At 45.9% G+C, this 23912-nt stretch carries 22 protein-coding genes; 18 read left to right on the top strand and 4 right to left on the bottom strand.

From position 1 onward, the window contains the following. Nucleotides 1-32: 32 nt before the first annotated feature. Genes QVE09_RS14490 through QVE09_RS14480 form a run of 3 tightly spaced genes read left to right on the top strand, consistent with a single transcriptional unit; the run spans nucleotide 33 to nucleotide 2012 of the window. Nucleotides 33-617, top strand: a complete 585-nt coding sequence (locus QVE09_RS14490; RefSeq protein ID WP_315937326.1) for an ankyrin repeat domain-containing protein — start codon at nucleotides 33-35, stop codon at nucleotides 615-617. 50 nt (nucleotides 618-667) lie between these two features. After that, nucleotides 668-1252 carry a purine/pyrimidine permease gene (locus tag QVE09_RS14485; RefSeq protein WP_315937325.1) on the top strand — a complete coding sequence of 195 codons (585 nt, stop codon included), beginning with the start codon at nucleotides 668-670 and terminating at the stop codon, nucleotides 1250-1252. After that, on the top strand, nucleotides 1242-2012 hold the full coding sequence (locus tag QVE09_RS14480; protein ID WP_315937324.1) for a purine/pyrimidine permease: 771 nt from the start codon (nucleotides 1242-1244) through the stop codon (nucleotides 2010-2012). Before QVE09_RS14485 ends, QVE09_RS14480 begins: the two co-directional genes overlap by 11 nt. A 72-nt stretch (nucleotides 2013-2084) precedes the next feature. Here the strand turns inward: QVE09_RS14480 and QVE09_RS14475 are convergent, their stop codons facing one another. Further along, on the bottom strand, nucleotides 2085-2462 hold the full coding sequence (locus tag QVE09_RS14475) for a PilZ domain-containing protein (protein WP_315937323.1): 378 nt from the start codon (nucleotides 2460-2462) through the stop codon (nucleotides 2085-2087). Between the two features lie 187 nt (nucleotides 2463-2649). On the opposite strand from QVE09_RS14475, the gene QVE09_RS14470 reads away from it, so the two are divergent. From QVE09_RS14470 to QVE09_RS14425, 10 genes are all read left to right on the top strand, one after another. Then, nucleotides 2650-3117 carry a DUF6386 family protein gene (locus tag QVE09_RS14470; RefSeq protein WP_315937322.1) on the top strand — a complete coding sequence of 156 codons (468 nt, stop codon included), beginning with the start codon at nucleotides 2650-2652 and terminating at the stop codon, nucleotides 3115-3117. Nucleotides 3118-3145: 28 nt separating this feature from the next. Further along, nucleotides 3146-3829, top strand: coding sequence for a hypothetical protein (locus QVE09_RS14465; RefSeq protein WP_315937321.1), 684 nt, complete (start codon nucleotides 3146-3148; stop codon nucleotides 3827-3829). Continuing rightward, entirely contained in the window at nucleotides 3789-4505 is a 717-nt protein-coding gene (locus QVE09_RS14460) for an SMI1/KNR4 family protein (protein WP_315937320.1), read from the top strand. Before QVE09_RS14465 ends, QVE09_RS14460 begins: the two co-directional genes overlap by 41 nt. 14 nt (nucleotides 4506-4519) lie before the next feature. Further along, complete coding sequence (locus tag QVE09_RS14455) at nucleotides 4520-4846, top strand: hypothetical protein (protein WP_315937319.1); 327 nt, start codon at nucleotides 4520-4522, stop codon at nucleotides 4844-4846. Between the two features lie 36 nt (nucleotides 4847-4882). Next, the gene (locus QVE09_RS14450; protein WP_315937318.1) at nucleotides 4883-5284 is read left to right on the top strand and encodes a hypothetical protein; all 402 of its coding nucleotides are present in this window, start codon (nucleotides 4883-4885) and stop codon (nucleotides 5282-5284) included. A gap of 181 nt (nucleotides 5285-5465) precedes the next feature. Then, entirely contained in the window at nucleotides 5466-6014 is a 549-nt protein-coding gene (locus tag QVE09_RS14445; protein ID WP_315937317.1) for a sigma-70 family RNA polymerase sigma factor, read from the top strand. Continuing rightward, complete coding sequence (locus tag QVE09_RS14440; protein ID WP_315937316.1) at nucleotides 6004-7146, top strand: DUF4179 domain-containing protein; 1143 nt, start codon at nucleotides 6004-6006, stop codon at nucleotides 7144-7146. Before QVE09_RS14445 ends, QVE09_RS14440 begins: the two co-directional genes overlap by 11 nt. A gap of 200 nt (nucleotides 7147-7346) precedes the next feature. After that, complete coding sequence (locus QVE09_RS14435; RefSeq protein WP_397387039.1) at nucleotides 7347-8390, top strand: pectate lyase family protein; 1044 nt, start codon at nucleotides 7347-7349, stop codon at nucleotides 8388-8390. 306 nt (nucleotides 8391-8696) lie between these two features. Next, nucleotides 8697-10175 carry a methyl-accepting chemotaxis protein gene (locus QVE09_RS14430; protein ID WP_315937315.1) on the top strand — a complete coding sequence of 493 codons (1479 nt, stop codon included), beginning with the start codon at nucleotides 8697-8699 and terminating at the stop codon, nucleotides 10173-10175. A 185-nt stretch (nucleotides 10176-10360) separates the two neighbouring features. Further along, complete coding sequence (locus QVE09_RS14425) at nucleotides 10361-11584, top strand: GNAT family N-acetyltransferase (protein ID WP_315937314.1); 1224 nt, start codon at nucleotides 10361-10363, stop codon at nucleotides 11582-11584. A gap of 117 nt (nucleotides 11585-11701) precedes the next feature. Here QVE09_RS14425 and QVE09_RS14420 read toward each other — a convergent pair whose 3' ends face one another. Together QVE09_RS14420 and QVE09_RS14415 are read right to left on the bottom strand one after the other, a co-directional pair. Continuing rightward, entirely contained in the window at nucleotides 11702-12067 is a 366-nt protein-coding gene (locus QVE09_RS14420; protein WP_315937313.1) for a VOC family protein, read from the bottom strand. Between the two features lie 164 nt (nucleotides 12068-12231). Beyond that, complete coding sequence (locus QVE09_RS14415) at nucleotides 12232-13884, bottom strand: alkaline phosphatase (protein ID WP_315937312.1); 1653 nt, start codon at nucleotides 13882-13884, stop codon at nucleotides 12232-12234. 228 nt (nucleotides 13885-14112) lie between these two features. Here QVE09_RS14415 and QVE09_RS14410 point away from each other — a divergent pair, with 228 nt between their 5' ends. The 3 genes from QVE09_RS14410 to QVE09_RS14400 all read left to right on the top strand — a co-directional run bounded on the left by QVE09_RS14410 (nucleotide 14113) and on the right by QVE09_RS14400 (nucleotide 19317). Further along, nucleotides 14113-15990 carry an AraC family transcriptional regulator gene (locus tag QVE09_RS14410; RefSeq protein WP_315937311.1) on the top strand — a complete coding sequence of 626 codons (1878 nt, stop codon included), beginning with the start codon at nucleotides 14113-14115 and terminating at the stop codon, nucleotides 15988-15990. 724 nt (nucleotides 15991-16714) lie between these two features. Beyond that, complete coding sequence (locus QVE09_RS14405) at nucleotides 16715-18958, top strand: carboxylesterase/lipase family protein (protein WP_315937310.1); 2244 nt, start codon at nucleotides 16715-16717, stop codon at nucleotides 18956-18958. A gap of 146 nt (nucleotides 18959-19104) precedes the next feature. Next, entirely contained in the window at nucleotides 19105-19317 is a 213-nt protein-coding gene (locus tag QVE09_RS14400) for an ATP synthase subunit B family protein (protein WP_315937309.1), read from the top strand. Nucleotides 19318-19452: 135 nt separating this feature from the next. Here the strand turns inward: QVE09_RS14400 and QVE09_RS14395 are convergent, their stop codons facing one another. Beyond that, the gene (locus tag QVE09_RS14395; RefSeq protein WP_315937308.1) at nucleotides 19453-21039 is read right to left on the bottom strand and encodes a choice-of-anchor I domain-containing protein; all 1587 of its coding nucleotides are present in this window, start codon (nucleotides 21037-21039) and stop codon (nucleotides 19453-19455) included. Nucleotides 21040-21358: 319 nt separating this feature from the next. Between QVE09_RS14395 and QVE09_RS14390 the strand changes: the two genes are divergently transcribed. Then, nucleotides 21359-22318 carry a helix-turn-helix transcriptional regulator gene (locus QVE09_RS14390; protein ID WP_315937307.1) on the top strand — a complete coding sequence of 320 codons (960 nt, stop codon included), beginning with the start codon at nucleotides 21359-21361 and terminating at the stop codon, nucleotides 22316-22318. Nucleotides 22319-22518: 200 nt separating this feature from the next. Next, nucleotides 22519-23721, top strand: coding sequence for an MFS transporter (locus QVE09_RS14385; RefSeq protein ID WP_315937306.1), 1203 nt, complete (start codon nucleotides 22519-22521; stop codon nucleotides 23719-23721). Nucleotides 23722-23912: the final 191 nt, after the last annotated feature.

Raw genomic sequence — 23912 nt, 5'->3', positions numbered from 1 at the left:
CGGAAAGACCTTGAATTGGGGGATGAAAAAACGTGGTTAGAACAATACATGATACTGCTCAAGCGGGCCATACCGATGAGGTCATTCGATTTATCACACAGGGTAGCCGGTTGAATGAACAGGATGCATTGGGGCGAACACCTCTGATGGCTGCGGTTCACGGTAACAAGATAGACACGGCAAGGATGCTAGTGGACGCCGGAGCGGACATTAATCTTCAGGATGCACGATTGGACAACCTGCTGTTATACGCGAGTGCTGAGGGGATGTATGACATGGTCGAATTGGCGATTACAGCAGGTGCAGATACGAGGTTAACAAATCGTTTCGGCGGTACAGCCCTTATTCCAGCAGCTGATCGGGGCCATGTGGACATCGTGGAGCTTCTGCTGACACGCAGTGATGTGGATGTGAACCATATCAACAACCTGGGGTGGACAGCCTTGCTGGAAGCGGTTATTTTGGGAGATGGTGGGCCGCGTCACCAGCAGATTGTTGCCTTGCTTTTGCAATATGGTGCAGATCCAAAGATCGCGGATCGGGACGGAATTACACCGCTTGCACATGCGAGCCGGCATCGGTATGCCGAGATGGAACGACTATTAACCCAAGTCTGAGGCGACTTATACATTTATGATATAGAACAGTGAAAGGATATTCCGAACGAATGAACAGACATCAAGAGCATTTTTTACAAAAGAATATGAAGGACGTATCTTCACTGATTTTGGCAGGTATACAATGGTTTTTCTTCCTGTTTACCAATACCGTTGTTGTTCCGCTATCCATTGGACATAATTTTCATCTTTCTCCTGATGCCATCGCTGCCTCCATGCAGCACGCATTCATACTTACCGGAGCAGTGTGTATTCTTCAAGCCGTATTCGGTCATCGATATGCGATTATGGATGGTCCGTCAGGATTATGGTGGGGATTGACGCTAAGTTTGACGGTATCTGCTTCATCGGCCGGTATGAGTCTGGAACGTATTGGCGGTGGACTAGCTGCAGGTTTTCTGTTAGCGGGACTAACGATGGTGATTCTGGGTTGGCTGGGAGCAGCGCAAGTGCTGCAAAAACTGTTCACACCTATGGTAAAGAGTGCCATGCTGTTTCTAATGACGATTCAATTAACCATGAATTTTTTCAAAGGCATGATTGGATATACGGAGTTTGGCCGCTTCGATCTGCCTGTTGCCGCATTGTCCGTTGTCATTCCAGTTTCTGGTGGCATGGATTCAATTGAAGGGTAAGGGGAAACTGGGGAACTACGCGATCCTGATTGGGATTGTGGCAGGCTGGATCGCTTATAGTCTATTGTTTCCTGGACAGCATAGCGGACAGCCAAATCTGGCCCCGGCAGGTCTCGAACTGTTTCCGTGGGGAGCACCCAGATGGGAACCGGGTATTGTCATTACTGCATTTTTCGTGGGACTGGTGAATATGACGAATTCGATCACCACATTAAGCACAGTTGAGAAACTATACCGGGCAGAAACAACAAGCCGTCAGTATCGGCATTCCTATACGCTAACGGGTCTGTTCACGATGTTGTCAGCCTGTGTAGGTGTGCTGCCCTTTGGTTTATTTGCATCATCGATCGGATTCCTGGAGAGTACTCGCATTCTGCGCCGTGCTGCCTTTATTATTGGAGCGGGGTTGTTATGTATGATGGGTCTTACACCTTCTGTGACAGCATTTTTTGCACAAATACCACCAAGCGTTGGCAGTGCTGTTCTGTTTGTGGCTTATCTTCAGATGTTCGGCACGGCACTAAGAACGCTTGAAGGTACAACGTTTAATTCTAAAACCATCTATCGTGTAGCGCTGCCGGTCCTCACGGGAGTTGCAGTCATGAATATTCCTGCTGAGGCCTTTCAAACCTTGCCCATGTACCTCATTCCGATCATAAGCAATGGTCTCGTCATTGGGGTTTTGGTCTCACTCGTTCTCGAAAAAACCGTGAACTGGTCCAAAATGGAACAACCAGCGACAATTAGTAAAGCGGCATAAAGAGTTTCATCTTGCGACAGTCCAATTTGATTGGGCTGTTTTTTTGTTGTTCTTTGTTATCAGGCTATATGGCTATTTCACGATAATTTTGCCTTGGCCTGCAAGCATACGCATCTCTCGGGAGAGACGGTCCTGGTTCCCATCCTGCATTTCCAGTTGAACCCCATAGTGCCATGAGGTATTTTTTTCGTGACCCCAGCGGAGAGTGCCTTCCATATATAGAGGGTCTTCAAAGAGCAGCATATTCATTCCAATCCGAATATCGTTATTTTCGACAGGAAGGGATAGCGGAAATGATAGCTGACAGCCGGACCGACTGATATCACATAACTCAGCCTGAATGGGTTTCGGTGGTGCATTGATCCCGTTGATGCTAAGAATATAGATCTCAAAGTTGATTGGTTCCTTTAATGTATAGCGAAAAGGTTCTTTTCTATTATTCATTGGCATGGCTTGGCTTCCTCCATCAAGTTCAAAAAAGTCAGTTATGCTTATATCGACCATTTGGAGCGAGAAATGAAGAGTTATGAAAGCAGAGATGGTCCATGGGTTCCTTTTACACATGTATCAGGCTTGATATAATGATGGAATATATTTCTGAGGTCAGACCTGGATCAGACAGAAGGGACGGGTGAATATGAGAGGAACATTTCAAATGGTTACAGATACGGCAACATTGTGCCTGTATGATCTGGCAGCGTTAAAACATCGTGCCCAGGATACTTCGGACTGGTGGTCCATTCCAGTGGATGAGCTGGCTGAGGTGAATGCAGGTCATTGTCTGTTCCTGAATCTGGGTGCGGATGGAGTGTATGAGGTGGAATGGAGCCTGGAGGATGTAGAGGAGGATTCAGATCCAGATCACGCAGCGGAACGGGAAAAGGTGTATCATCTGCAAGTTCCGTCTGGGCACGTCTATCTGGGAGCGGCGGATGATGTCACTGGCGGTGAACTGGAGCCGGATGAGACGTGTGAAGGGGTTCTGTTTCAGTTAAAGCCCGGAAACTATGCGTGTATCATCTCCAGAGAAGCCAGTCGGATCACCATTGTCATGACACCAAGTATTCAGGGAAATAACACGCTGGATGAATTAATCCGAATTTAGTGTATATATACGAACAGGAGGGATTCATATGCAGGATTGGAACGAGATAACGATGATGAATGCAGATGCCCTGCGTAAACGAATGAGAATTCTCGCTGCTTTGGATATCATTTTTTCGGAGGAAGAATGGCTACGCGTTCATCATTATGAAGATAAACTTCAGCCAGGTGTGGCATGGGGAAGCATCAATAACGGCGCAGGTGATCATCTGCATGTATTGTTTACGGATTCGGGCACGTTGATCAAAGGATTTGATCATGAGTCACCCTTGAGCCCGCATGCTCGTGAGGATGGAGAAGTCTATCCGGGCATGTACGATGAAGTGCCGGAGACGTTGATGGCTGTTCTGCGAGATCAGGAGGAAACATTGGATCTGGAGGATGTGACCTTTTGCCTATGGCAGGAAGGGAATGACTTGTCATGGAAGGTTGGTAACTGGATTCAGATGGCGATGGCCGAGGAAGACAAAGCGGACGCCAGAGGTGGCGCAGAATTTTTGCTGGGGTACATGAATAAGAATTCGGAAGATTACGCTGATTGGGCCAAAGAGTACTATGATTTGCCGGATCTGCCGTTGGAAGCCGTAGCTGAAGTATATGAAGAAAAATCCGTGACCGCCGCCAGCTTGATTAAGCAGTTGTGTCCTGAGCGAGATGTGGCAGCCGCACTGGATGAGTTACAGCAACGCGGGTACGCCGTGGAACAAACGTAATAGAGTAACGAAGGGAGATAGGGAAGCCATGTACAATGTGCAACTGGAACGGATGCGTGAAAAGTTGATTACGCTCCGAAGTTTGGACCCGGATCTGGACCTGTTTGGCGCAGAAAACCATGAATATGAAATGGCGTCTGTGTGGACGCAGAAGGATATTGCGCAATTTGAACAGAAATGGCGAATTGAGTTGCCGGAGGACTATAAGGTATGGCTTCTTCATATGGGAGCGGGTGGTGCAGGGCCTAATTATGGTCTCGAAAACCCGGATGATGGCGTATACGCTGTGCTTGGTTATGATGATGAGCTGAATGCGATCTCGGACCCTTTTCAATTCACGGAAGCATGGAACTGGAACTATGACTGGTTCGAAGACAGCAAGGAAGAAGAGGAATGGGAAGCGCTGGAACATGAATATTTTGATCCGAAGTGGTCAGCAGGCATGCTGCGTATCAGTGATTTTGGTTGTGGCATTTCCATGAATCTGATCGTTAAAGGAGCTTCCTACGGAGAAATCTGGGTTGATGACCGGGCTAACCGAAATGGAATATATCCTGATCAGTATTGGGGTAATACGAATCGACTACATTTTCTGGACTGGTATGAGTTGTGGTTGGATCGTTCGATCCATCAAATACATGAACAAAAGCAACAATCTGGAGCGAACGAAGTCTGAAGGAGGTTGTACATATGGGCTGGGAATATGGGATTAGAATAACGGAGTCTGCGAGTTTACCTGAAGTTGTGAAGCGTCTGGCAAGTTCATTAACGTTTACTGATATGTACAGCCTGGAACACCACGCCAACGGTTTTGTACTGAAATGTAAAGATTCTTCCTGGCCTAGAGCCCTTGAAGTGTGGATAGAAGAGGCTTCCGGGTTAGAAGAGATTGTGGATGGGGAGTTATATATCTACTGTTTGTTTCATATCTGGGGTGAAGAGGCGCGGAGTTGGATGCATCAGATGGAGCGAGAAACTAGGCGGGTTGATGGTGGTTTAATCTGGTTTGAACTCTGATCGGTAAGAGATTTGCCTGAAACAGGAGGAGCATATATGGCTAAAAAATCAAAGAGAACAATTCCTGCGCTCATGTATCAGTATCAAGGTCCACAGCGGAATGTGGGTTTTGTTTTATCCCCTTTATACATAGAAGAATCGGTTGAAGTAGAGATGGAAGACATGTTGTTCATATATAATGAAGACTTTGACTATATTCGTCCTGCATTGGATCGCGCATTTCCATTAACTGACCCGCGAACTGGAGAAGAGATGAAGGCACTTGATCCCTGCTGGGCCAATCCCATTACGAAGGATGGATGGGTAGAGATTTTATCAGAGTTGGATCAACAGGTGGTTGCAGAGCCTGAATTACGGAATTTTTTGAATCAGTTCACAGCTTGGGTGAGAAACCATCTGCAATTGGCCGACGGGATCGAAGTCACTGGCAATTTGTAAGTTAGTTGATCTTGGATTGTCATGCTTGTGCGTAATTCAGTATATGGGCAGACGAAGACCTATGTAATCAAGCTCCCTCATAATGATGGCGGAGCTTTTTTTGATGAACAAATATTAAAAACCGTTTGCTTCACTCACCCGTCTTATACCACAGAAAGAGAGAGAGAAGGAGGGCTGCGGGGTGGAAACAAAAGCAGAGATGAACCAGAGGATCTATGTACAGACCGAAGACGAGACGACATTTGTGCAATCCATTATGGAGCATCAAGATAAGCTCATTTCTATTGCCTACAGTTACCTGCGTAACCGGCAAGATGCGCTGGAAGCTGTGCAGGAGATGACGTGCCGGGCTTGGATCAAACGTCGTACGCTGAATAATGAGAAGGCGTTCAAGTCGTGGATCATTCGGATTCTGATCTATGTCTGCATCGATGAACAGAGGCGCCGCAAGCGGGCGACACCTCTGGCCAAGGAGAATCTGGAGGACAGCATTCCGGCATCTTGGATGATTAGCGTTGATGATAATCGAATCGTGATGGAATCTCTTTTGCAAAAGGTGAAACCGAAATATCGCCATGTATTATTGCTGAAATATTATAACGACATGACACTGACGGATATTGCCTCGATCCTCGGCAAACCGGAAGGGACGATCAAGACCTGGCAGCACAAGGGACTCCAGCAGTTGCGCAAGTTGATGAAGAATAGGAGGGATTGGCATGACCACTAACCCGGAGGAGAAAGCACTTCTTGCAGATGCATATCAGGTGAAAAGAGAGAAGCAGCACTGGAATCCGGCGGACACGACTGCTGCAATTCAACGTGGTCTCGCAAAGGCCAGAACAAAACGATCAGGTAGGACCTTTCGTGTCAAATGGATCACGGCAGTGCTGGTCACGGTTCTGGCTGCAGGTTGGTTTCTTATAGGCCCACTGGGGAGCTATGGGCAACAACCAGCAACATATAATGAGCCTGTAACCCATTGGGGGGTACTTGAGCCCTTCCGTGGCCTGCTAACTTCGGATATAGACCGTGCTACGATTACTTCAACGCTCAATCATCGTTATGTGCAACTTGTGGATCGGACGGTTACATCGGGCATATATCAGTTTACCGTGAATGCGGTAATGGCAGATGAGAACAGGATAACTGTATTGTATACCGCCAGAACGGATGCTTCGCAAGAGATGTATTCGACTGTTAATATGAAGATGACGGACGCTTCGACAGGGTACTTGCTTGACAATGGCAGTGCAGGAGGTATGCATTTTTCAAAGGATAAGCATACCATTTATGGCCGGAAAACAATCGAGCGAAATCGAAATAAACCGCTGCCTGAGCAAGTGAATCTTCAGTTCCAGCTTTCTTCCGTTGTTCCAGATGTGGTGGAAAATTTAGAAAAAGGGGAAAAGGAACGGAAATATAAATATTCCCCAAAAATGAATCTTTCTTTTGCGCTGGATCCCAAATTCTCTATCCCCAAAACGGAATTCATCAACGTTAATCGGACTTTTACCGTTGGAGATTATGAGGTCATGTTGTCCGAAGTTGAGGTATCTCCACTTGTAACTCGGGTCAGACTTGTCTATGAGCCGGAGCAAGAGATCGATTACAAGACGAAGTTGTCGATCAGTGAGGTCGTTCAGCCTATCGAGATTGTAACTACCTCTAAAGACGGGAAGCAGACCAACTTATCCGGATTATTTGGGAGCGGAACGGAAGACGGAATGATGTATTCTTTCAGCAGCAATCTGTTGGACAATCCGGAGTCGATGGTATTAAAAATTCGTGGGAAAACTGGTAAGGTCTATAATGATATACAGGAAGCCAAAAATGATGAACTGAAAATCAAAATTAAATAAAATTGGATCGACTGGTGGGATGGAGTCATGGCAATAGCCGTGGCTTGATCTCATTTTTTTTGTTTTTTCACTATATCTGATCTGCTGTTGCATAAAAGTGATAATTGTTGTCATTTTGCAATTATTGTATTGTCACAACCAAAGTTACACGATATAATCGAGGTGTCTTTGAGGATAATATTATAAAGGATGGTGAAATTTTGAAGAAATTTTCGATGCTTTTACTCGCTGTAACTCTATTGTTGCTAACTATCTCCACGGCCCCGTCTACATATGGTGCGGCCAGTTATCCGAACACAGGTACGAATGGGTTGACTGGTTTTGCAGGCAGTGCCAAGAATGAAAGTGGTGTATCCAAGTCAGCTACGACAGGTGGCAAGAACGGTCAGGTGGTTTACGTTAGTAATCTCAATGACCTGAGAACACATATGGCGGGCTCTACAGCCAAGATTGTCGTCGTTGAACAGAATATTTCTTCCTCCACGTTGCAAAAGGTTGAATTCGGAGCGAACAAGACACTCGTAGGTTCCTTTGGCAAACATACATTAACGAATATTCATTTCAGATCCACAAGCAGTTCAAGCAATGTGATTTTTCAGAATCTGACTTTTGAACACGCTTCCAATATTAATGCCAATGATGATATCCAGATGTATATCACTTCAGGCTCCAATTACTGGATCGATCATGTGACGTTTGCTGGTCACAGCTACAACTCTGGCGGTAGTGATCTGGACAAACTTCTGTATATTGGTGATCGCGCCGATTATATTACAATTAGCAATTCCAAATTTGCAAACCATAAGTATGGCGTCATCCTCGGTCATCCGAATGATGGTAACAGCAGTTACAATGGAGTACCTCATGTGACAATGTCCAACAATTACTTCGAAAATTTATATGTACGTGGTCCTGGACTTTTAAGATATGGTTACTTCCATCTCAAAAACAACTATGCAAACAACTTTAATCAGGCCATCACCATTGGTGAAAAAGCACGGATTTATTCCGAAAACAACTACTTTGGTGCTGGTGCTGAAAAGGGTGGCATCCTGGATGACAAAGGAAAAGGTGAGTTTACGGATACAGGAAGTACACCAGCGCTTAATAGTCCGACTTCTCCTAAAACCAACTGGAGACCAAGCTCCAATTACAGTTATCAGGTAGAGAGTGCCAGCTACGCGCGTGAGTTCGTCACAAAGTATGCAGGCTCCTCCAATACGACACTTGTATTCGGTAAATAAGAGATTGTATTGATGATTTTAGCGTAACCAAGAAGCCTTTCTTGTACGTAACAGCGTATAAGACGGGCTTTTTTTGTTTTATTTGATATGGGAGTATATTAATTGAAAGTAAATATTTAATTTTGTATCCGGAATACCGATATACATAATGTAGCGCTGCTTTCATGTTTGTGAAGTAACATTGTACTATGGCGGTGGCCTGAGCGTTGCGTTGAAATATGCACGGAAGCAAACCTTTAAGAGGCCGATGTGAGTGCGAGTATGCCCTACAATCGTAAGTTATTTTATCTAAAGGACGGGTTATGCATGAATCGTATTGACGAAATTATATGGAAACGGAACAAGATCATCAGCATCATTATATGGTTCGTATTAATTGTAGGATTTTCTGTAGCTTTAGTTCAGCCCAAATTATTTATTTCCAATGGTGTTGTGGTCTTGTATGGAATCTGGCTCGCTTATGCAAACGCCAAAAAGAAGCACATTCATCTCATTCCTTGGGTGAACACCGTGCTGATCTCGTTGTGTGGAGTATTCGCCGGATGGGGAAGTGTTGAACCGCTGCTTGCCATTCTCATCTCTTCGATCTTGCTTATTTATCCAAACAAAAAATGGTTTATCATCGGATTTTCGGTTATGCTAGCAAACAATATTCTTCAACTTGTGATTATTCCTACAACAACTCAGGATCAGTTTGTGACTAATGCAATCAATGTAGGGATGTTCGCCGTTACGGGCGGAATCTTGTTCATGGTGTCCTATCTGAACCAAAAGCTCTTTCATGAAAGTGAAAAAAGATGGAGCGAGGTTGAAGCATCTCGGACCCGCGTGGAAACGATGCTTGAACGGGTCAAGGAGTCTGTTGGCGGACTATCCCGTTATACGGATCAATTGAAGCAAAAGGTGGATTCAACAGGTTCCATTACCCATGAAGTGACTCTGGGATTCAGTGAAGTTGCCAAAGGCGTGGAGTTCCAGGCGACCAGTGTGGCCGACATTTCGGAATCCTTAGCTGTATCGGATCAGCAGATTAAGGACGTTGCGTTGTATTCCCAGCAGATGAAAGAGTTGTCTGCAAGTATGGCAACGAGCACGCAAACAGGAAGCGAACATATGGATCAATTGAATATTCAGATGCAAGATTTATATGAAACGATCAATACAACTGCAAATGACATGCGAAAGTTCAATGAGGAAAGTGAATCCATGACGCTTATGCTGAACAGCATAGCGGATATCGCAACTCAGACCAACCTGCTTGCGCTTAATGCAGCCATTGAAGCGGCTCGTGCAGGCGAGCATGGACGCGGGTTTGCCGTTGTATCAGAGGAAGTACGCAAGCTGGCCGAGAGCTCGGGTCAATCTGCGAATGATATTTCAACCATTTTGTCTCGATTAAAAGGACAAACGCAGGCACTGACAGATCGATTCGAACGTATTCGTTTATCGTTACAACAAGGAAGAGACAGTGTGCAAACGGCAGATGAGGTGTTCCGTACGATCAATAGCAACTCTCAGCATGTGTTGAATCAAGCGACAGATATTGAGATGAGTTCGGCGACAATGAAGGAATCTTCCACCCGAGTAGTGAATGAGATTTCCGAGATTTCGAGTGTAACGGAGCAATCCAGTGCAGCAACAGAAGAGATTCTGGCGAGCATGGAAGAACAACATAACCTGACACAGAAGATGGTGGAGAGTTTTGGGGAACTGGAGCAACTGATTGTGAACCTGAATGAGTTAGTCTCGGATCAGCAGGTTTCTTCCGTTGAGAATAAACTTTAATATTATATCGTTGAAAGTTCGTCTGTACGTATTTCATCGTGCTGGACGGGCTTTTTTTTCATATGCAATCCAGCTTGATGCCGACATTTTTTTCCTATACAGTGTTGTGTAGAGTATGAAGTGAGTAGAACTGAAATTGTAAATGGTAGTTAAAAGAAGATGTTACCTCATGGGGGAGTAGAAGTTTGAAGAATAAAGGAATGAAAGATAGATTGGAATGCGATGACCGTACATATGAACATAGGAATGATAATCGCGCTGAACGCGTGCATCTGTATGACCAGCATTCGTTCAAAGACATGGACTGGCCCGATACGGAGGACGGCAGATATGCCAGAGCTTATCTGGAACCTATGATGCTGGACGGGACCCAAAGCTGTATGTCCAACGTGGAAACGACCTTGCTGCTCGCCCGGATTGATGATCTCGTTATTCCACTGACGGTGAATGATACAGAGTATGATAATGCTTACGTTTGTTCGCCATATACGCATTATGTGAGTTACGCCAAGCAGGAATTAACCATGTTGCAGAGGCCTGTGTTGGAAAAAGGCCTTTCTGTGCTGCTCAGTCTAATAGGTTGGGGAATGAAGCAATCGCAGATTAACAAAGTTGTGCATGTGAACAACTGGCTGTTGTCCACCAATCTGTATCCAGCCATGTCTGGTGAACAGGCAGAATGTTTGCTTACAGCGGTACAAGAGCGATATCCTGAGCATGTCATTGTGTTTCGATCCTTGTGTCCGGGACTTCATCCCGATCTGACGGCGAAGCTGAGGGAAGCGGGGTGTCGACTGATTCCGAGTCGACAGATCTACCTGTACCAAGCGTATGATCCGAATTTTGGCAACTCGAAATCGCGTTGGCTGCTGAAGCGGGATTACGAATTGTTGGCCAAGCACAAATATGAATTCGTCTCCGCAGCAGATATGACGGATGCAGACATTCCGCGAATCGTGGAGTTGTACAAGCTGTTATACCTTGAAAAATACTCCTATCACAATCCCCAGTTCACAGAACGATTCATTGCTGCTGCGATGGCATCAGGAACACTCAGGCTGTATGGACTGCGAAAGGAGGGGCGCTTGGACGCGGTCATGGGTTATTTCTACCGAAATGGAATCATGACAACGCCACTGTTCGGTTACGATACAGCGGTGCCCCAGTCCATCGGACTATACCGCATGTTATCCGCTTGTCTGATTGGACAGGCTCGCGAGAACGGCTATCTGTTGCATGAGAGCGCCGGGGCTGCGCAGTTCAAACGCAATCGGGGTGCTGTGGCGAATTTTGAGTATTCCGCAGTGTATGAGCATCATCTTCCGTGGGGCAGACGCTGGTATTGGCTGCTGCTTGATCGGTTGTTGAATCGTGTAGGTGTGCCGCTGATGCGCCGCATGAAGTTGTAAACAGACATAATAATGTGCTTTCCGCTGCCCTATGCGGGGTTGTGCATACAGGTTAGACTGCACACATGCACACACAACTGGTTATCGTGATACGCACATTTGTGCGCGGTCGCCTAATTAGACATGCTCTACGAGTTGTACCTCGAAGCCGTCTGGATCTGTAATGTAAATAAATCGCAGATGCGGATTCGGTTGGATCGGGCCACGTACAATCGGAATATTCAGCTCTGCCAGTCGTTCCATGGCTTCATCCAGCGAGTTCACCTCATAGCCAATCGACACGCCGGCCTCTGGTTTAAGAATGGATTCACTGCCCTCAATCAGTTCCAGCTTGGATTCATTCTCCATGCCGAGCATGGCAATCTGCCGTCCGCGGCTTTCGAATCTGCGCTGAATGGGAAGTCCGAGCATGTCGTGATAGAACCCGAGGGAAGCTTCCAAATTACTGACCCTCAGCGTGATCCAGTTTAATTTGATCAACATGGGTGAATCTCTCCTTTTTCTTGCATGATATGTATTTTTGTTACGTTCATTATACGCTAGGCGTTAGCAGGAACCTACCCCTTATTAGTAAACAATAAAATAGCTGCCGAAATATTCGGCAGCCAGATGGTGTAATCTCCTTGTGGTTCCGTAGCTCTAACGAATTATTGAATCAGATCAACGGCCGTCTGTGGTACAAATGCCTCTACACCGTTATAAACAATGACACCTTCCAAAGTTGTCTTTTTGCCGTTCACCAGTGCAATATTTTTGTAGATTTGCAGTTCCAGTTTGGTGTTACCTTTTGTTACGAGGATCTTCGGATTTTTGGCGTCCGTCAGGTCCAGTTTGTACGTCGCGCCTTTGGCTGTAAATGCCTGTTTGGCAGGTACAAACAATTGTTTGCTCACGCTGTCGAGATCCAGATCCAGTACACGTGCCATATACTTTGCTACATCCGTGTTGTCGATTACACCGAATGGACGGTCATTGTTGGGAGCATATGTGTACAGGACGACATCTCCACCTGTATGACCACCGGTTGTCCAGCCGATTCCAGCACGCTTGCTGATCATTGGACCGATTGCATAGTTAAGACTGCCCGGCTCGGCCGCTTTAATGGTGGCAATCTCCTCGGAAGTCAGGTCCGTAATGCCATAGTATTGTTTCATCACTGCTTTGATGTTTGTACGCTTGGCATTCAGCTTCGCTTCAACGCCCTCGCCTGTCAGCTTGGCCTTTTTCAAAGGTCCGATAAATGTGGACAACGGCTCTTTATCATATGTGCCAGTTGTGGAGGCATTACCGATCGTGAGTCCACCGTTCTGATGGTCAGTTACAGCCACAACGGCAGTTTCTCCATCCGCTTTGGCAAAATCCATGGCTACTTTCACGGCATCATCAAAAGCCAGCACGTCACTGATAATACCAATCGGATCATTAGCGTGAGCTGCCCAGTCGACTTTGCTGCCTTCAACCATCAGGAAGAAACCGTCTTTGTCTTTGGACAGAACTTCAATGGCTTTGGATGTCATCTCGGCAAGGCTTGGTTGCTTCGCAGGATCGCGGTCCATATTATAAGCCATGCCCGCTGGCGCGAACATACCCCATATCTTGTTCGAATCGGATGCTTTCATAGCGGCTGGTGTAGTGACGTAATCGTAACCCAGTGCCTTGATGGACGAAATTAGATTCTCACCGTCTTTACGTCCGGCTGGCTCAAGATATTTTCTACCACCACCCAACACAACATCCATGCCATTATAGACTTGCTGTTTGCTGAGTGCATCATAGTTTTTACGGTCCGGATAGTGAGAGGAGAAGTCCGCTGGTGTGGCGTGCATAATCTCGGATGTAGCGACAATGCCAGTTGCTTTACCCGCTAGTTTGGAAGCTTCCAGTACGGAAGCAACAGGTTTTCTTTCGTCTCCAAGCGCAATCGCCTTCTGTCCAGGCATTGTAGCCTTGTCCGGCAGTACACCAACAAATCCGGTATGAGATTTATAACCTGTTGCAAAAGCGGTTCCGGCAGGGGCCGAGTCCGCAATCGGCGCATCTGCAGAGTGTGTGCGAACCATACCACTTGCCATGGAGTCCAGCGTCAGGGACGAGCCCTTATACCAACGAGCCAGAGCGGTAGCATCGTTAGCCATACCGTCAGGAATCAGAATAATCACATTTTTAATCGGTGATGCAGATGTCGTTGAGGTGGTATCTTCCACAGCCCACGCTGCACTGCTTCCTCCGAGTGTAGCTGTAACAATTGTTGTCACCGCGAGCATCATTTTCGCTGCACGGACATTAAACCGGTTTAACATGAATGCATCCTCCTAGAATATATGTATAGTTTGGTATCCCAAACCAAGTGTATACAACAATTGCTAAACTAACGTATGAAATGGGTTAACTATATGTAAAATTTACGATTAGTGAAGGGTGCTAGAAGTCAGGTGAACTGGACAAAATGAGGACCACTCTGTATGTTAAGGAGAAAATCGGACCAGGGAATGACCCTTGTCTAATGATCGGCTTTGAGGTGGTTTGTAATGAAGGAATGGTCAGAAGCCATTCAGTGGTGGAATAAAAATCAGGTGAAGCTCATGGATATTCGTCATCTGGTCTTGAAGCCGGGACAGACGATTAGGCCGTATGTTCTGCCAGCCCATGCTTTTTTGCTGATGGTCAGAGGAGAAGCCATTGTTCATTTGGGCAAAGAAAAGCTCAGGTCCACCCAGACGCAGGTTCTGCATGGTGTCAAAGGCACAACTATTCATATCCATTGTCTGGATCTCCCCTTGGAATATTATCTAATTTTATATAAAGCGGAAAACGTACAACAGGAGTATGAAATTTCCCCGCAGCAGTATCATTTTGCAGCAACATATCCGCTGTCGATAATTCCCATAATGGAGAGAATGCATGAATGCTGGGCAAGCGGCGAAGAATTGGACAGGTTGCAGGTTACAGGACTGTTGTATCAGTTTGTATACGAACAGTTTCGCCAATGGAAGCAGGCGAGTGATCAGGTAGTTGAACCTCCGGAATTGGCCGAGCAGATTGAAGCGTACATTCAAGAACACTACGCACATCCCGTATCCATGGAGGAGATGGCATCCCAATTTCATTACAGCAGTCATTATCTGGCACGGGTATTCAAGCGCAAGTTCCGGTGCAGTCCGATGGATTACGTCATCCAAACCCGGATGAACAGAGCCAAAGTTTTGCTAACAGAGACAGAGACTCAGATTCGTGATGTGGCTGAGAGTGTTGGATATAAAGATTTGTACTACTTTAGCCGAATCTTCAAACGAATGATGGGAGAAACTCCCGCTCAATATAAAATGCACAGTCATCTGCTTAAAGGTTCAAATCGTACCAATAAGAAGTCGGAATCGTTCATTGCTGGAGAGCTCACACAACGCTATATTGATAATAACGATAATCATTATCAATACAACACTTGGAGCGTGAATGACTTGAATGTTCGTTTTAAGCCTACTTTGGCGGTCAGTTTATTATTTAGTTTATCCCTGCTATTAGCAGCTTGCGGGGGAGGAACTGATCCACAGTCAACAGCAAATGAAGATGCTTCACTGCCTGCAACCAAAATGTATACCGACGCATCGGGGAGAACGGTTGAGATTCCAGCCCAATCTGCCAAACCGGTTGTGATCACATATGGTGGGTATTTGCTGCCACTCGGAATGAAGCCGGCGGGTGCCAACAAGGAAACACTGGATCTATACCCGGAAGAGATGGCTAACGTGCCGGATATCGGATCAGGAACGGGGAACGTAGAAGTGGTCTCGGATCTGGAGCCAGATCTGATCATCGTACCGGATTATACAAGCACGGAAGTGATCGGTACCTATGAGAAAATTGCGCCTACGATTACGGTAGCCTGGGGCGGTGACCCGGATGTCATCAACACCCTGAGAACGATGGGTGAGATTATGGATCGGAAAGAGGAAGCGGAGCGATGGATTGCTACTTTTGAAGATAAATTGAAGGGGATTCGGGATGAACTGAACATCAATATTGAACCGGGAACCACAGCCATGTCCTTTATCATCTACAATAAGGAGGTATTACTTGGGGGAGAAGGTGGCACATTGGGCAAGCTGATATACCAGGATTTCGGATTTGATATGCCTGAACAGTACAAAGCCTATGCAGATGGTGGAACCGTGCTCTCATTGGAGAAGCTGGCGGATAAACCTGCAGACTACTTCTTCACCCAGATGGACGATGAAGAGATGGAGCAGATGATGGAACTATTCAATGAACCGGTGTATCAGAGTATTCCTGCGATCAAAAATCATCGGATCATTAATGTTTCTCGCAACTATTGGAATTATGGACCGTATCTGGTCGACAAGGGGCTGGATAGCCTGATTGAGCAAGTGAGCAAGCTACAGGAATAAAGAACATTTCATTCTAGAAGACGCGAATCACGTCATATCAGAGCAGACCATAGGTAAAATCACCTATGGTCTGCTTTGTTATGACGGCGGTTCTGTATGATTAAAGCTTACAACCGCTGGGCGCAGCGACCGCCATGCTCAATATTTATGGACTTCTAGCTAGGCAGATACCCGAAGCAATGTAGGTTGCGATTCGATATGATATGGAACTTGCAGAGCTTGTTTTTAATGTTACCTTTTCAGAGATCATATATTGACGATTTGAAAAAAAGATATTGCGAACGCTTTCATTCTGTGCTAACATCACGATAACAACAGGATTGTAACCGTGTTTTAGGGCAATACCTGTGTCAGTTCATTCGTTGGTTCTTTGTTCATCAAACGATTGATTGCGTTTACATTTTCATATGGAATGAGCCTCATTCCTCAGGGTTGTTACTGATTGCAGGCAAAACCTGAATTGAGGGCAGTAGACCACGCTAAAGCGATGTCTGTTTGCCTTCGGTTCAGGTTTTTTTATATAAGAAAAATGCCTGATGGCATGACCGCAAGCGCCGTAGCAGATATCTCGAGCAGAAAGGAGCGCAGCAGATTTAATTTTTCATAAAAAGAGATATAGACTCATCCAGACATTGGAATACTGATTCTTAGATACGCATCTCAAATAGACATTCCAATGAACTTATCCCATCACACACTATTCGACAGCGAGGAGATTTATGACATGAAAACCATTAAACGTTCGATTGCCGTAGCAACAATTTTGGGGTTATGTGTATCCGCTCTACCAGCTTATGCAGCAGGCAATACAGCATCCTCTTCTTCAGCAGCGATGGACAAGCTGATCCAATCCGAGCTTATTCGTGGCAGCGGTCAAGGTGTTAATACAGCTTATCTGAACAAAAAGGCTACACGCATTCAGGCTGCAGTACTTTACTTGCGTTTGTCCGGATTGGAGAAAGAAGCACTCGCTTATCAGGGATCGGAAACGTATGACGATGCGGCTCAGGCAGGCAAAGTATTGCAACCGGTCGTTGGTTACTTGAAGCAGCATCCGTATATGTCTGAGATCGTAACAGGAACGGATAAGTTTGAACCTCATGCACCACTTACAGCGGAAGGTTATGCCGAAATGCTGCTGAAGGTGCTTGGATATGAAGCGGGTTCGGATTATGAGCAGGGAGCGGCTGCCACCTATGCGGCTGGTAAAGGAATCAAGGCGCTTCAAGGGAAGGGAGCGAGTCAACTTACCAATCGCCTAATGGCAGAGGCAACCGCACAGGCTTTGCAGATACAGCTCAAGAATGGCAGTGGAACTTTGGAGCAGAACTGGTTAAAACATAAAGAAACTGGGGCGTTCAAACCTCAAACGGTGCAACAGACCAAGTATGGCACAATTGATGGCAAAACCTATGAGCAATATGGCACGCTCGGTTGGCTCGGTGTTCCATACGCGGCACCTCCAGTAGGGGAACTGCGCTGGAAAGCCCCGCAAGAACCGGAATCATGGACAGGAACGAGATCGGCTAAGGAATTTGCAGCGAACAGCTTGCAGATCTCCGGTAAAAATACTGTAGGCAGCGAGGATTCATTGTATCTCAATATCTGGCGTCCCGACACAACCAGTTCAAAGCTTCCGGTTATGGTGTTCCTGCACGGCGGCGGGAATATGACCGGATCAGGTAGAGATTTTCAGGGTGAACAGCTTGCACGGAGCACCAACAGCATTATCATTTCAGTGAATTACCGTTTGGGAGCCCTTGGATTCTTCGAGAATGCAGCGCTGAAAACAGGCAATGCCCTGGATGACTCCGGTAACTACGGTCTGCTCGATGCATTCCGTGCATTAGAGTGGGTACAGGATAATATCGAAGGTTTTGGCGGAGATACAGGCAATGTTACATTAGCCGGACAATCTGCTGGTGCACGTGATGTGCTGGCAACTCTGATCTCACCACTTAGCAAAGGATTGTATCAAAAAGCAGTTGCTTTCAGCGGAGGATTAACGACTGCATCACCGGAAGAAGGCGAGCAAAAATCCGAGGATGTACTTGTGAAGCTACTCGTGCAAGAGGGGAAAGCGGCTAATGCAGAAGAAGCAAAAGCATGGATTGGCAAGCAATCTCAGGCACAGCTGGAGAGCTACCTGCGTGCACTGCCTGCGGACAAGCTGGTCACAGCGTTTGGTGCAACCGCAATCCGGATGGAACCATTTCCGCATCTGTTCCGTGATGGCACCGTGATTCCAAAAGAAGGATTTGACGCCATCCAAAGTGGTAACTACACGAAAGTTCCTGTATTGCTCGGCAGCCTGGAAACGGAATTCTCCGGATTTGCCTTTGGTGATCCAAACTTCTCTCCATCGATTACGGATGGAACTCTGTTTACTGATAAAACCAAGGCGGAGCAATATGCTGCTGCGTTGAAATACGGTAGCGAAGCTTATGCGGGCTTTAATGCAGAGCGTGTAGCGGAACAATTGACAAGTGAAGCAGGTCAACCGCCGGTATATGCGTATCGTTTTGCATGGGGCACACAACCTGGGGTCATCTCTGAGCGTTTGCTCACGTTACTGGGTGCACCACATGGTGCGGATATGGACTTCTATACAGGACACGCAGATGGAATTGCTGCCTACTTCCCTGAGGGGTACTTTAGCGATACAAACAAACCAGGACGTGATCAGTTGTCCGCCGCGATGGCTGCATATCTGAAGCAGTTCCTGTACACAGGCAATCCAGGTACGGGTGGATCACCTGATCTGGTGGCATGGACACCTTGGACGAAAGATGCCCAAGCCCCAATCATGCGTCTGGATGCAAGTAATACAACGGCAGAGATTGGCATGTCCACACAATATAATCAAGGCAAAGACGCCGTTATGGCAAAGATGAAAAAAGAATTGCCTGAAGAAACGTATAAACTGTTGACGGAAAAAGTGTTCGCAGGTCGTTTCTTCTGGGAATAAGGATCACCGGATAGGAAGGTATATATAGATATAATGAAAGCCAAGGGAGCAAGCTCTCTTGGCTTTTTATACTGTTCGTTTTACTTAATTATGGTATTGTTGTAAATATAAATTAATAAGACATGAGAAAGGGGAAAACGTACATTATGAATGGAGCTAGTAATTTTGGTATTGCTGGGATTATAACGCTATTAATTTTCTTTATTATGATTGGTCTTGTATTATATCTGGTTTTCTATCTTGGGATGAAGAGGTCTGGTGTCAAAGAGGAAGTATCCGCATTAAGGATGGAAGTACAAGTGTTACAAGAGGAAGTAGAGCGGAACAGGCGGGAAGTGGAAAATATGAAGCGTCGATAACCTTTGCAGCATTGTATGTGGGTACGTGGAATAGTGCGTACAATAGTAGGAGAGGACAGGGGCTTCTTCGCCCCCTCCTACTCAATACAACGTGACACCGTTCAGTTCAGCCTTTGCATACCAAGGGCACTCAATCTATTTCTTGGCAAAAAAACTAAGTGTTCCGGTGCTTTCATCTGCACTCACAAACAGGCTGCGTCCGTTAACACGATGAATTCCCTCTGGTGATTCTCCGGCTGTAGGAATCAGACCCAGGTAGTCCGGATTGACCGGATCATCAAGATCAAAGAACAAAATGGCATCTGCCCGTTCGGAAGCTACAGCGGCATACGTTTTGCCGTCTACAGTAGCAACGGTCAGATTCTCCACTTCACTTCCCTTGTTGGGACTGCGATCGTCCGGGTACAAGCCGACCATGGCAGTTGCCTCGTCAATGAGGTTCTGGCTATCGTACATCCGCTGGCCTTGCAGATCCCAGACAGCGATATTACGTCCGCCTGCTTTTACACCATCCTCAAATTCATTCTTGCCCAAATCCCCTTCGTTAGCTGTCAGCAGGTATTTGCCATCTGCCGAGAAAGCAATTCCATCCGGTTCATAACGAGCGGTCAACGTCTCTTTAAACTGAACAATACCATCATCTTTCAGATCCGCTTGATGTGAAGTAGTACCAAGCGCAAAGATCGATCTGATTTTTTTAGTCTCCAGATCTACAATGGCAACGACATTGTTTTCCTGTAACGTGATGGCTGCTGTTTTGCTATCTGGACTAATGGCAACATACTCTGGTTGTGGATCATGCGGATAGATGGCGCCTTCTACATTTTCGAGAGATACCGGCAAGTTGGTGATCTCGCCCTCCAATACGTTCCCGCCAGCAAAAGATACAACCATAATGCTACCCGGGCGTTTGGTGTTGGCATAGTCAATTTCATCGGCAGCTGTATTCAGCTCTTCATCCTCTATAGCGATCACCGCATGCAGACCGTCAGGTGATAGTGCAATCGAGTCAGGACCAATACCGAGTTCATACGTTTTGACGGTTTTGTAGGTTGTCAGATCCACAATGGCAAGCAACCCTTTGTTTGCTTCACTGTCCGTATCCCCTGTACGAATAACAGCAAGACCGTATTTGCCATCTTTGGACACGGTTACGCTTGTGACTTCAGCTTTGGCGGAGAGATCATGGAAGCTGACCGTCGTCAATACGTTGATGTTTTTCAAGTCAGCAATGTCCAGTACGGAAATGCTGCCATTGTCCGCTTCGGTTATGAGCAGGCGCTGCCCATCTGGCGTAGATGCTGATATTTCTGCTTTGCCACCAGGCATCTGAAACGATGCGGTCTGTTCAAAACCGGTTTTATTTTGTTTCAGGATCAGTTGATCCGTAATTAATTTTAGCGTTTGGGAAGGTACATACGTTGTACCTTTGGTGATGTAGCTTTTACTGTCCAAAGGAGTTTTCACACCGGTGATGGTGGCTGATGACGTCCCTATAGGAAGTTGTACTTTGGTATCTGCGATCTGGATATCAACACTGCGACTGCTTCCGTTCCATGTGACCGTACCCTGCATATTTTGGATGGCTGTACGCAGTACAACATGATCACTGGCGGATTTAGTTGCGCCAGCGGCATGAATCATTGATGTGTAGCTGGTTGCTCCTGCGGTAAGAATGGCAGTCATCGACAGAACGGCAAGCCATTGATTTCTCTTTTTCAATGTTCCAGATCCCCTTTATCGTTTCGTGTGTAATGAGTTGTACAATTGTTTTAGTATAGGGAGCTTATGTTAAGGAGAGGTAAGAGAAGTCTGTGATTTGTGTAAAAGGTTAGATAAGAGATATTTTTCCAAATGGATATGTAAGTTAGTGTATAAAATGATGTTGCCACATGAAGAAAAAAGCAGACGTGAGCCTTCATATATATAGGACTGGTCGAACGGGCGAAAATACGCTAGAATTATAATTGAGAATCATTATCAATTAATTTGGGCTTTTTTACTGACAAGTCTGATCAAGATATAGGCGAGGTGAATACCCATGCGCACGGATGATGCATTAGGCGTAGTATATCAGCATTACCTGACCCAGGAACCTTACAGTCAGCAAGATGAACATACGTATCTGCTCTCTCCCAAGGCGGGCAGTGGCAATATCAAAAGAGTGACAACATACAGTGGCATTGAGATTTTATATTCCCAGGTTGAATATCATCAACCTTATCCAACGTATTTTGCGTCCGAGACACCCATTGTGGAATTGCAATTTGCCTTGTCAGGAGAACGACAGGTGGATATATCGGGTCAGGATTATTCATTATCGATAGGGCAAGGGGCCCTTATTTTTATGCATAATTTCGAAGCGTGGTTTCATCCTCCGGCAAGAGAGCTGTATACGTCCTTTTCGCTGGGGATTCCGGTTTCTCTATTCAATTATGCCGCGGCGCAACTGGGCAGTTTCAAGTCGATTGCGTTTAATCAGGTGTTAGGGCGAAAAGTGTTCAAGCCAATTGTATTTCAATTGGATAACCGGATACGAACGATGATTGACAGTCTGATTGTGGAATTAAACAACAGCTACCGATCATCCTTAATGATGGAAGCGACAGCCTTGGAAATATTGAATCGATTTATGATCCAACTGTTTGATCTGGCGCCAATCCCCGCGGGATTCTCCAGAGAGGACATCCGGAAGTTACATACGGCACGGGAGATTATGGAGGCCTGTATGGTAGATCCTCCATCTTTGCTAGCGTTGTCCAGACAAGTGGGTCTTAACGATTTTAAATTAAAAAAAGGATTCAAGGCACTTTTCGGAAGCACGGTCTTCGAATATTTGCGTCAGGTTCGTCTCGACAACGCCATGAAGTTGCTGCGCAATCAAGATAACAACGTCACCGAGGCCGCGATTGCGGTCGGTTACAGCAATGTCAGTGCCTTTTCGCAGCAATTTTATCGCAAATTCGGCGTGAAGCCCTCAGAGATGAAAAAGATTTATTAAACAAGATGAACAGCGATCGAAAGATGGTACTGCAATCGTAGTGGTCTGGTGTAAAGTTTTAAGGGTTCATTTTTTTAAAAATAAAATTAATAATCCGTCTTGCCGTGAATTGTTCCGTATAGAGGCAGTGGGGGTTCATTCCGCCTTGTATACTCCAGGTACAGTGGGTACTGTACTGAAATATAGAGGAGTGTACAAATATGAACAGAATCAGAGGAAGTATTTTTTTTAGCGTATTTGCAGCCATGCTGGGTCTGATGCTGATTGCCCCCATCATGCCACCGCTTATTCGCGAGTTGGGCATGAAAGAAAGTCATTCCGGTCTTATTATCTCGCTTGGTTCCATTATGATGGCTGTCATGGCTCCGGTATGGGGCAGATTCAGTGATCTGAAGGGTAGAAAACCCATCATATTGATTGGATTCATAGGCATGTCTGTTAGCTGTGCATTATTTGCCTTGGTATTGTATGGGGGATTAACTGCATGGATCGGAGGGGGCGTGTTGCTAACGCTTCTGATTGTGACGCGCAGTCTGATCGGTATGTTTATTCCTGCCGTACTTTCTTCTGCCCAGGCCTATATGGGTGATGTGACAGAAGGAGAAGAGCGAGGAAGCGGGATGGCAATTATCAGCGCTGCCAATGGACTTGGCCTTGTATTTGGACCTGCGATTGCGGGAGCTTTTACCCTCATCGGTCTGCTGTGGCCGCTTTATTTTGGCATTTTTATAGCGATAGCTGCATTTATTATCGCCCTGTTGTTAATCCCGGCAGCTAAACCGGTCATTCAGGCAAAACCACCTAAAGTCAATCCGTTCCAACGGGGTTTACGAATGTACCTTGCTGCAGGCTTGGTTACGATGATGGGCATCATGACATTGCAGGTTGTCGGGGGATTTTATTTTCAGGATCAACTGGCTCTATCCCCAGCGGCTACGGCCCGAATGGTTTCGTTTGGACTCATGTTCTCTGGAGCAGCGATGTTGATCATGCAGGTCATTCAGATGAAGTGGTTGAAATGGCAACCACGTCCGATGATTTTGCTCGGGTCCCTTTTTCTGATTGCAAGCATGATTCTGTTTTTGGTTTTCCATGTGTTGCCCGTATATTATTTCTCATTCTTCCTGTTTGGTATGGGTTCAGGTCTGATGATGCCCGGGTTCATGGCAGGTGCTTCGCTGGCAGTTAGCAAAGAACAGCAGGGTGGTGCAGCGGGATTGGTAGCAGCGATTCAGGGGATATCCGCCGTCATTACACCTTTACTTACAACGACACTTTATCAGGTGGACAAACATGTTCCATTTATGCTCGTAGCTGTTCTGGTTGTCTTGCTGGCAATTATGATGATGGGAATGAGGAAGAATGAATCCAATACTGTAACGGACCCCATTCATTCGTTATAGTCAGACAAAGTCAGAAGATCAAATAAGGTCAAAATAAAAGAAAAAAGGATCTATTTTAAAATAGTGAACCATGATGAAAGAAAATCGGTTTTTTTTCGTCTTTTACGGACTTTGATCCATATTTGCAGGGGTATTATAATAATCAATGTAAGCAACACCAATAAACCAACCACACAAAAGGAGCTGATTTT

The sequence above is a fragment of the Paenibacillus sp. ClWae2A genome, assembly GCF_032452295.1.
GTDB lineage: Bacteria > Bacillota > Bacilli > Paenibacillales > Paenibacillaceae > Paenibacillus.
This window is presented reverse-complemented; position numbering and strand designations above follow the sequence as displayed.

Coding starts and splice junctions, on each gene's coding strand:
- QVE09_RS14485 (WP_315937325.1), top strand. CDS start 668: ATGAACAGACATCAAGAGCATTTTTTACAAAAGAATATGAAGGACGTA.
- QVE09_RS14475 (WP_315937323.1), bottom strand. CDS start 2,462: ATGCCAATGAATAATAGAAAAGAACCTTTTCGCTATACATTAAAGGAA.
- QVE09_RS14470 (WP_315937322.1), top strand. CDS start 2,650: ATGAGAGGAACATTTCAAATGGTTACAGATACGGCAACATTGTGCCTG.
- QVE09_RS14465 (WP_315937321.1), top strand. CDS start 3,146: ATGCAGGATTGGAACGAGATAACGATGATGAATGCAGATGCCCTGCGT.
- QVE09_RS14460 (WP_315937320.1), top strand. CDS start 3,789: ATGAGTTACAGCAACGCGGGTACGCCGTGGAACAAACGTAATAGAGTA.
- QVE09_RS14455 (WP_315937319.1), top strand. CDS start 4,520: ATGGGCTGGGAATATGGGATTAGAATAACGGAGTCTGCGAGTTTACCT.
- QVE09_RS14450 (WP_315937318.1), top strand. CDS start 4,883: ATGGCTAAAAAATCAAAGAGAACAATTCCTGCGCTCATGTATCAGTAT.
- QVE09_RS14440 (WP_315937316.1), top strand. CDS start 6,004: ATGACCACTAACCCGGAGGAGAAAGCACTTCTTGCAGATGCATATCAG.
- QVE09_RS14430 (WP_315937315.1), top strand. CDS start 8,697: ATGAATCGTATTGACGAAATTATATGGAAACGGAACAAGATCATCAGC.
- QVE09_RS14420 (WP_315937313.1), bottom strand. CDS start 12,067: ATGTTGATCAAATTAAACTGGATCACGCTGAGGGTCAGTAATTTGGAA.
- QVE09_RS14415 (WP_315937312.1), bottom strand. CDS start 13,884: ATGTTAAACCGGTTTAATGTCCGTGCAGCGAAAATGATGCTCGCGGTG.
- QVE09_RS14410 (WP_315937311.1), top strand. CDS start 14,113: ATGAAGGAATGGTCAGAAGCCATTCAGTGGTGGAATAAAAATCAGGTG.
- QVE09_RS14405 (WP_315937310.1), top strand. CDS start 16,715: ATGAAAACCATTAAACGTTCGATTGCCGTAGCAACAATTTTGGGGTTA.
- QVE09_RS14400 (WP_315937309.1), top strand. CDS start 19,105: ATGAATGGAGCTAGTAATTTTGGTATTGCTGGGATTATAACGCTATTA.
- QVE09_RS14390 (WP_315937307.1), top strand. CDS start 21,359: ATGCGCACGGATGATGCATTAGGCGTAGTATATCAGCATTACCTGACC.
- QVE09_RS14385 (WP_315937306.1), top strand. CDS start 22,519: ATGAACAGAATCAGAGGAAGTATTTTTTTTAGCGTATTTGCAGCCATG.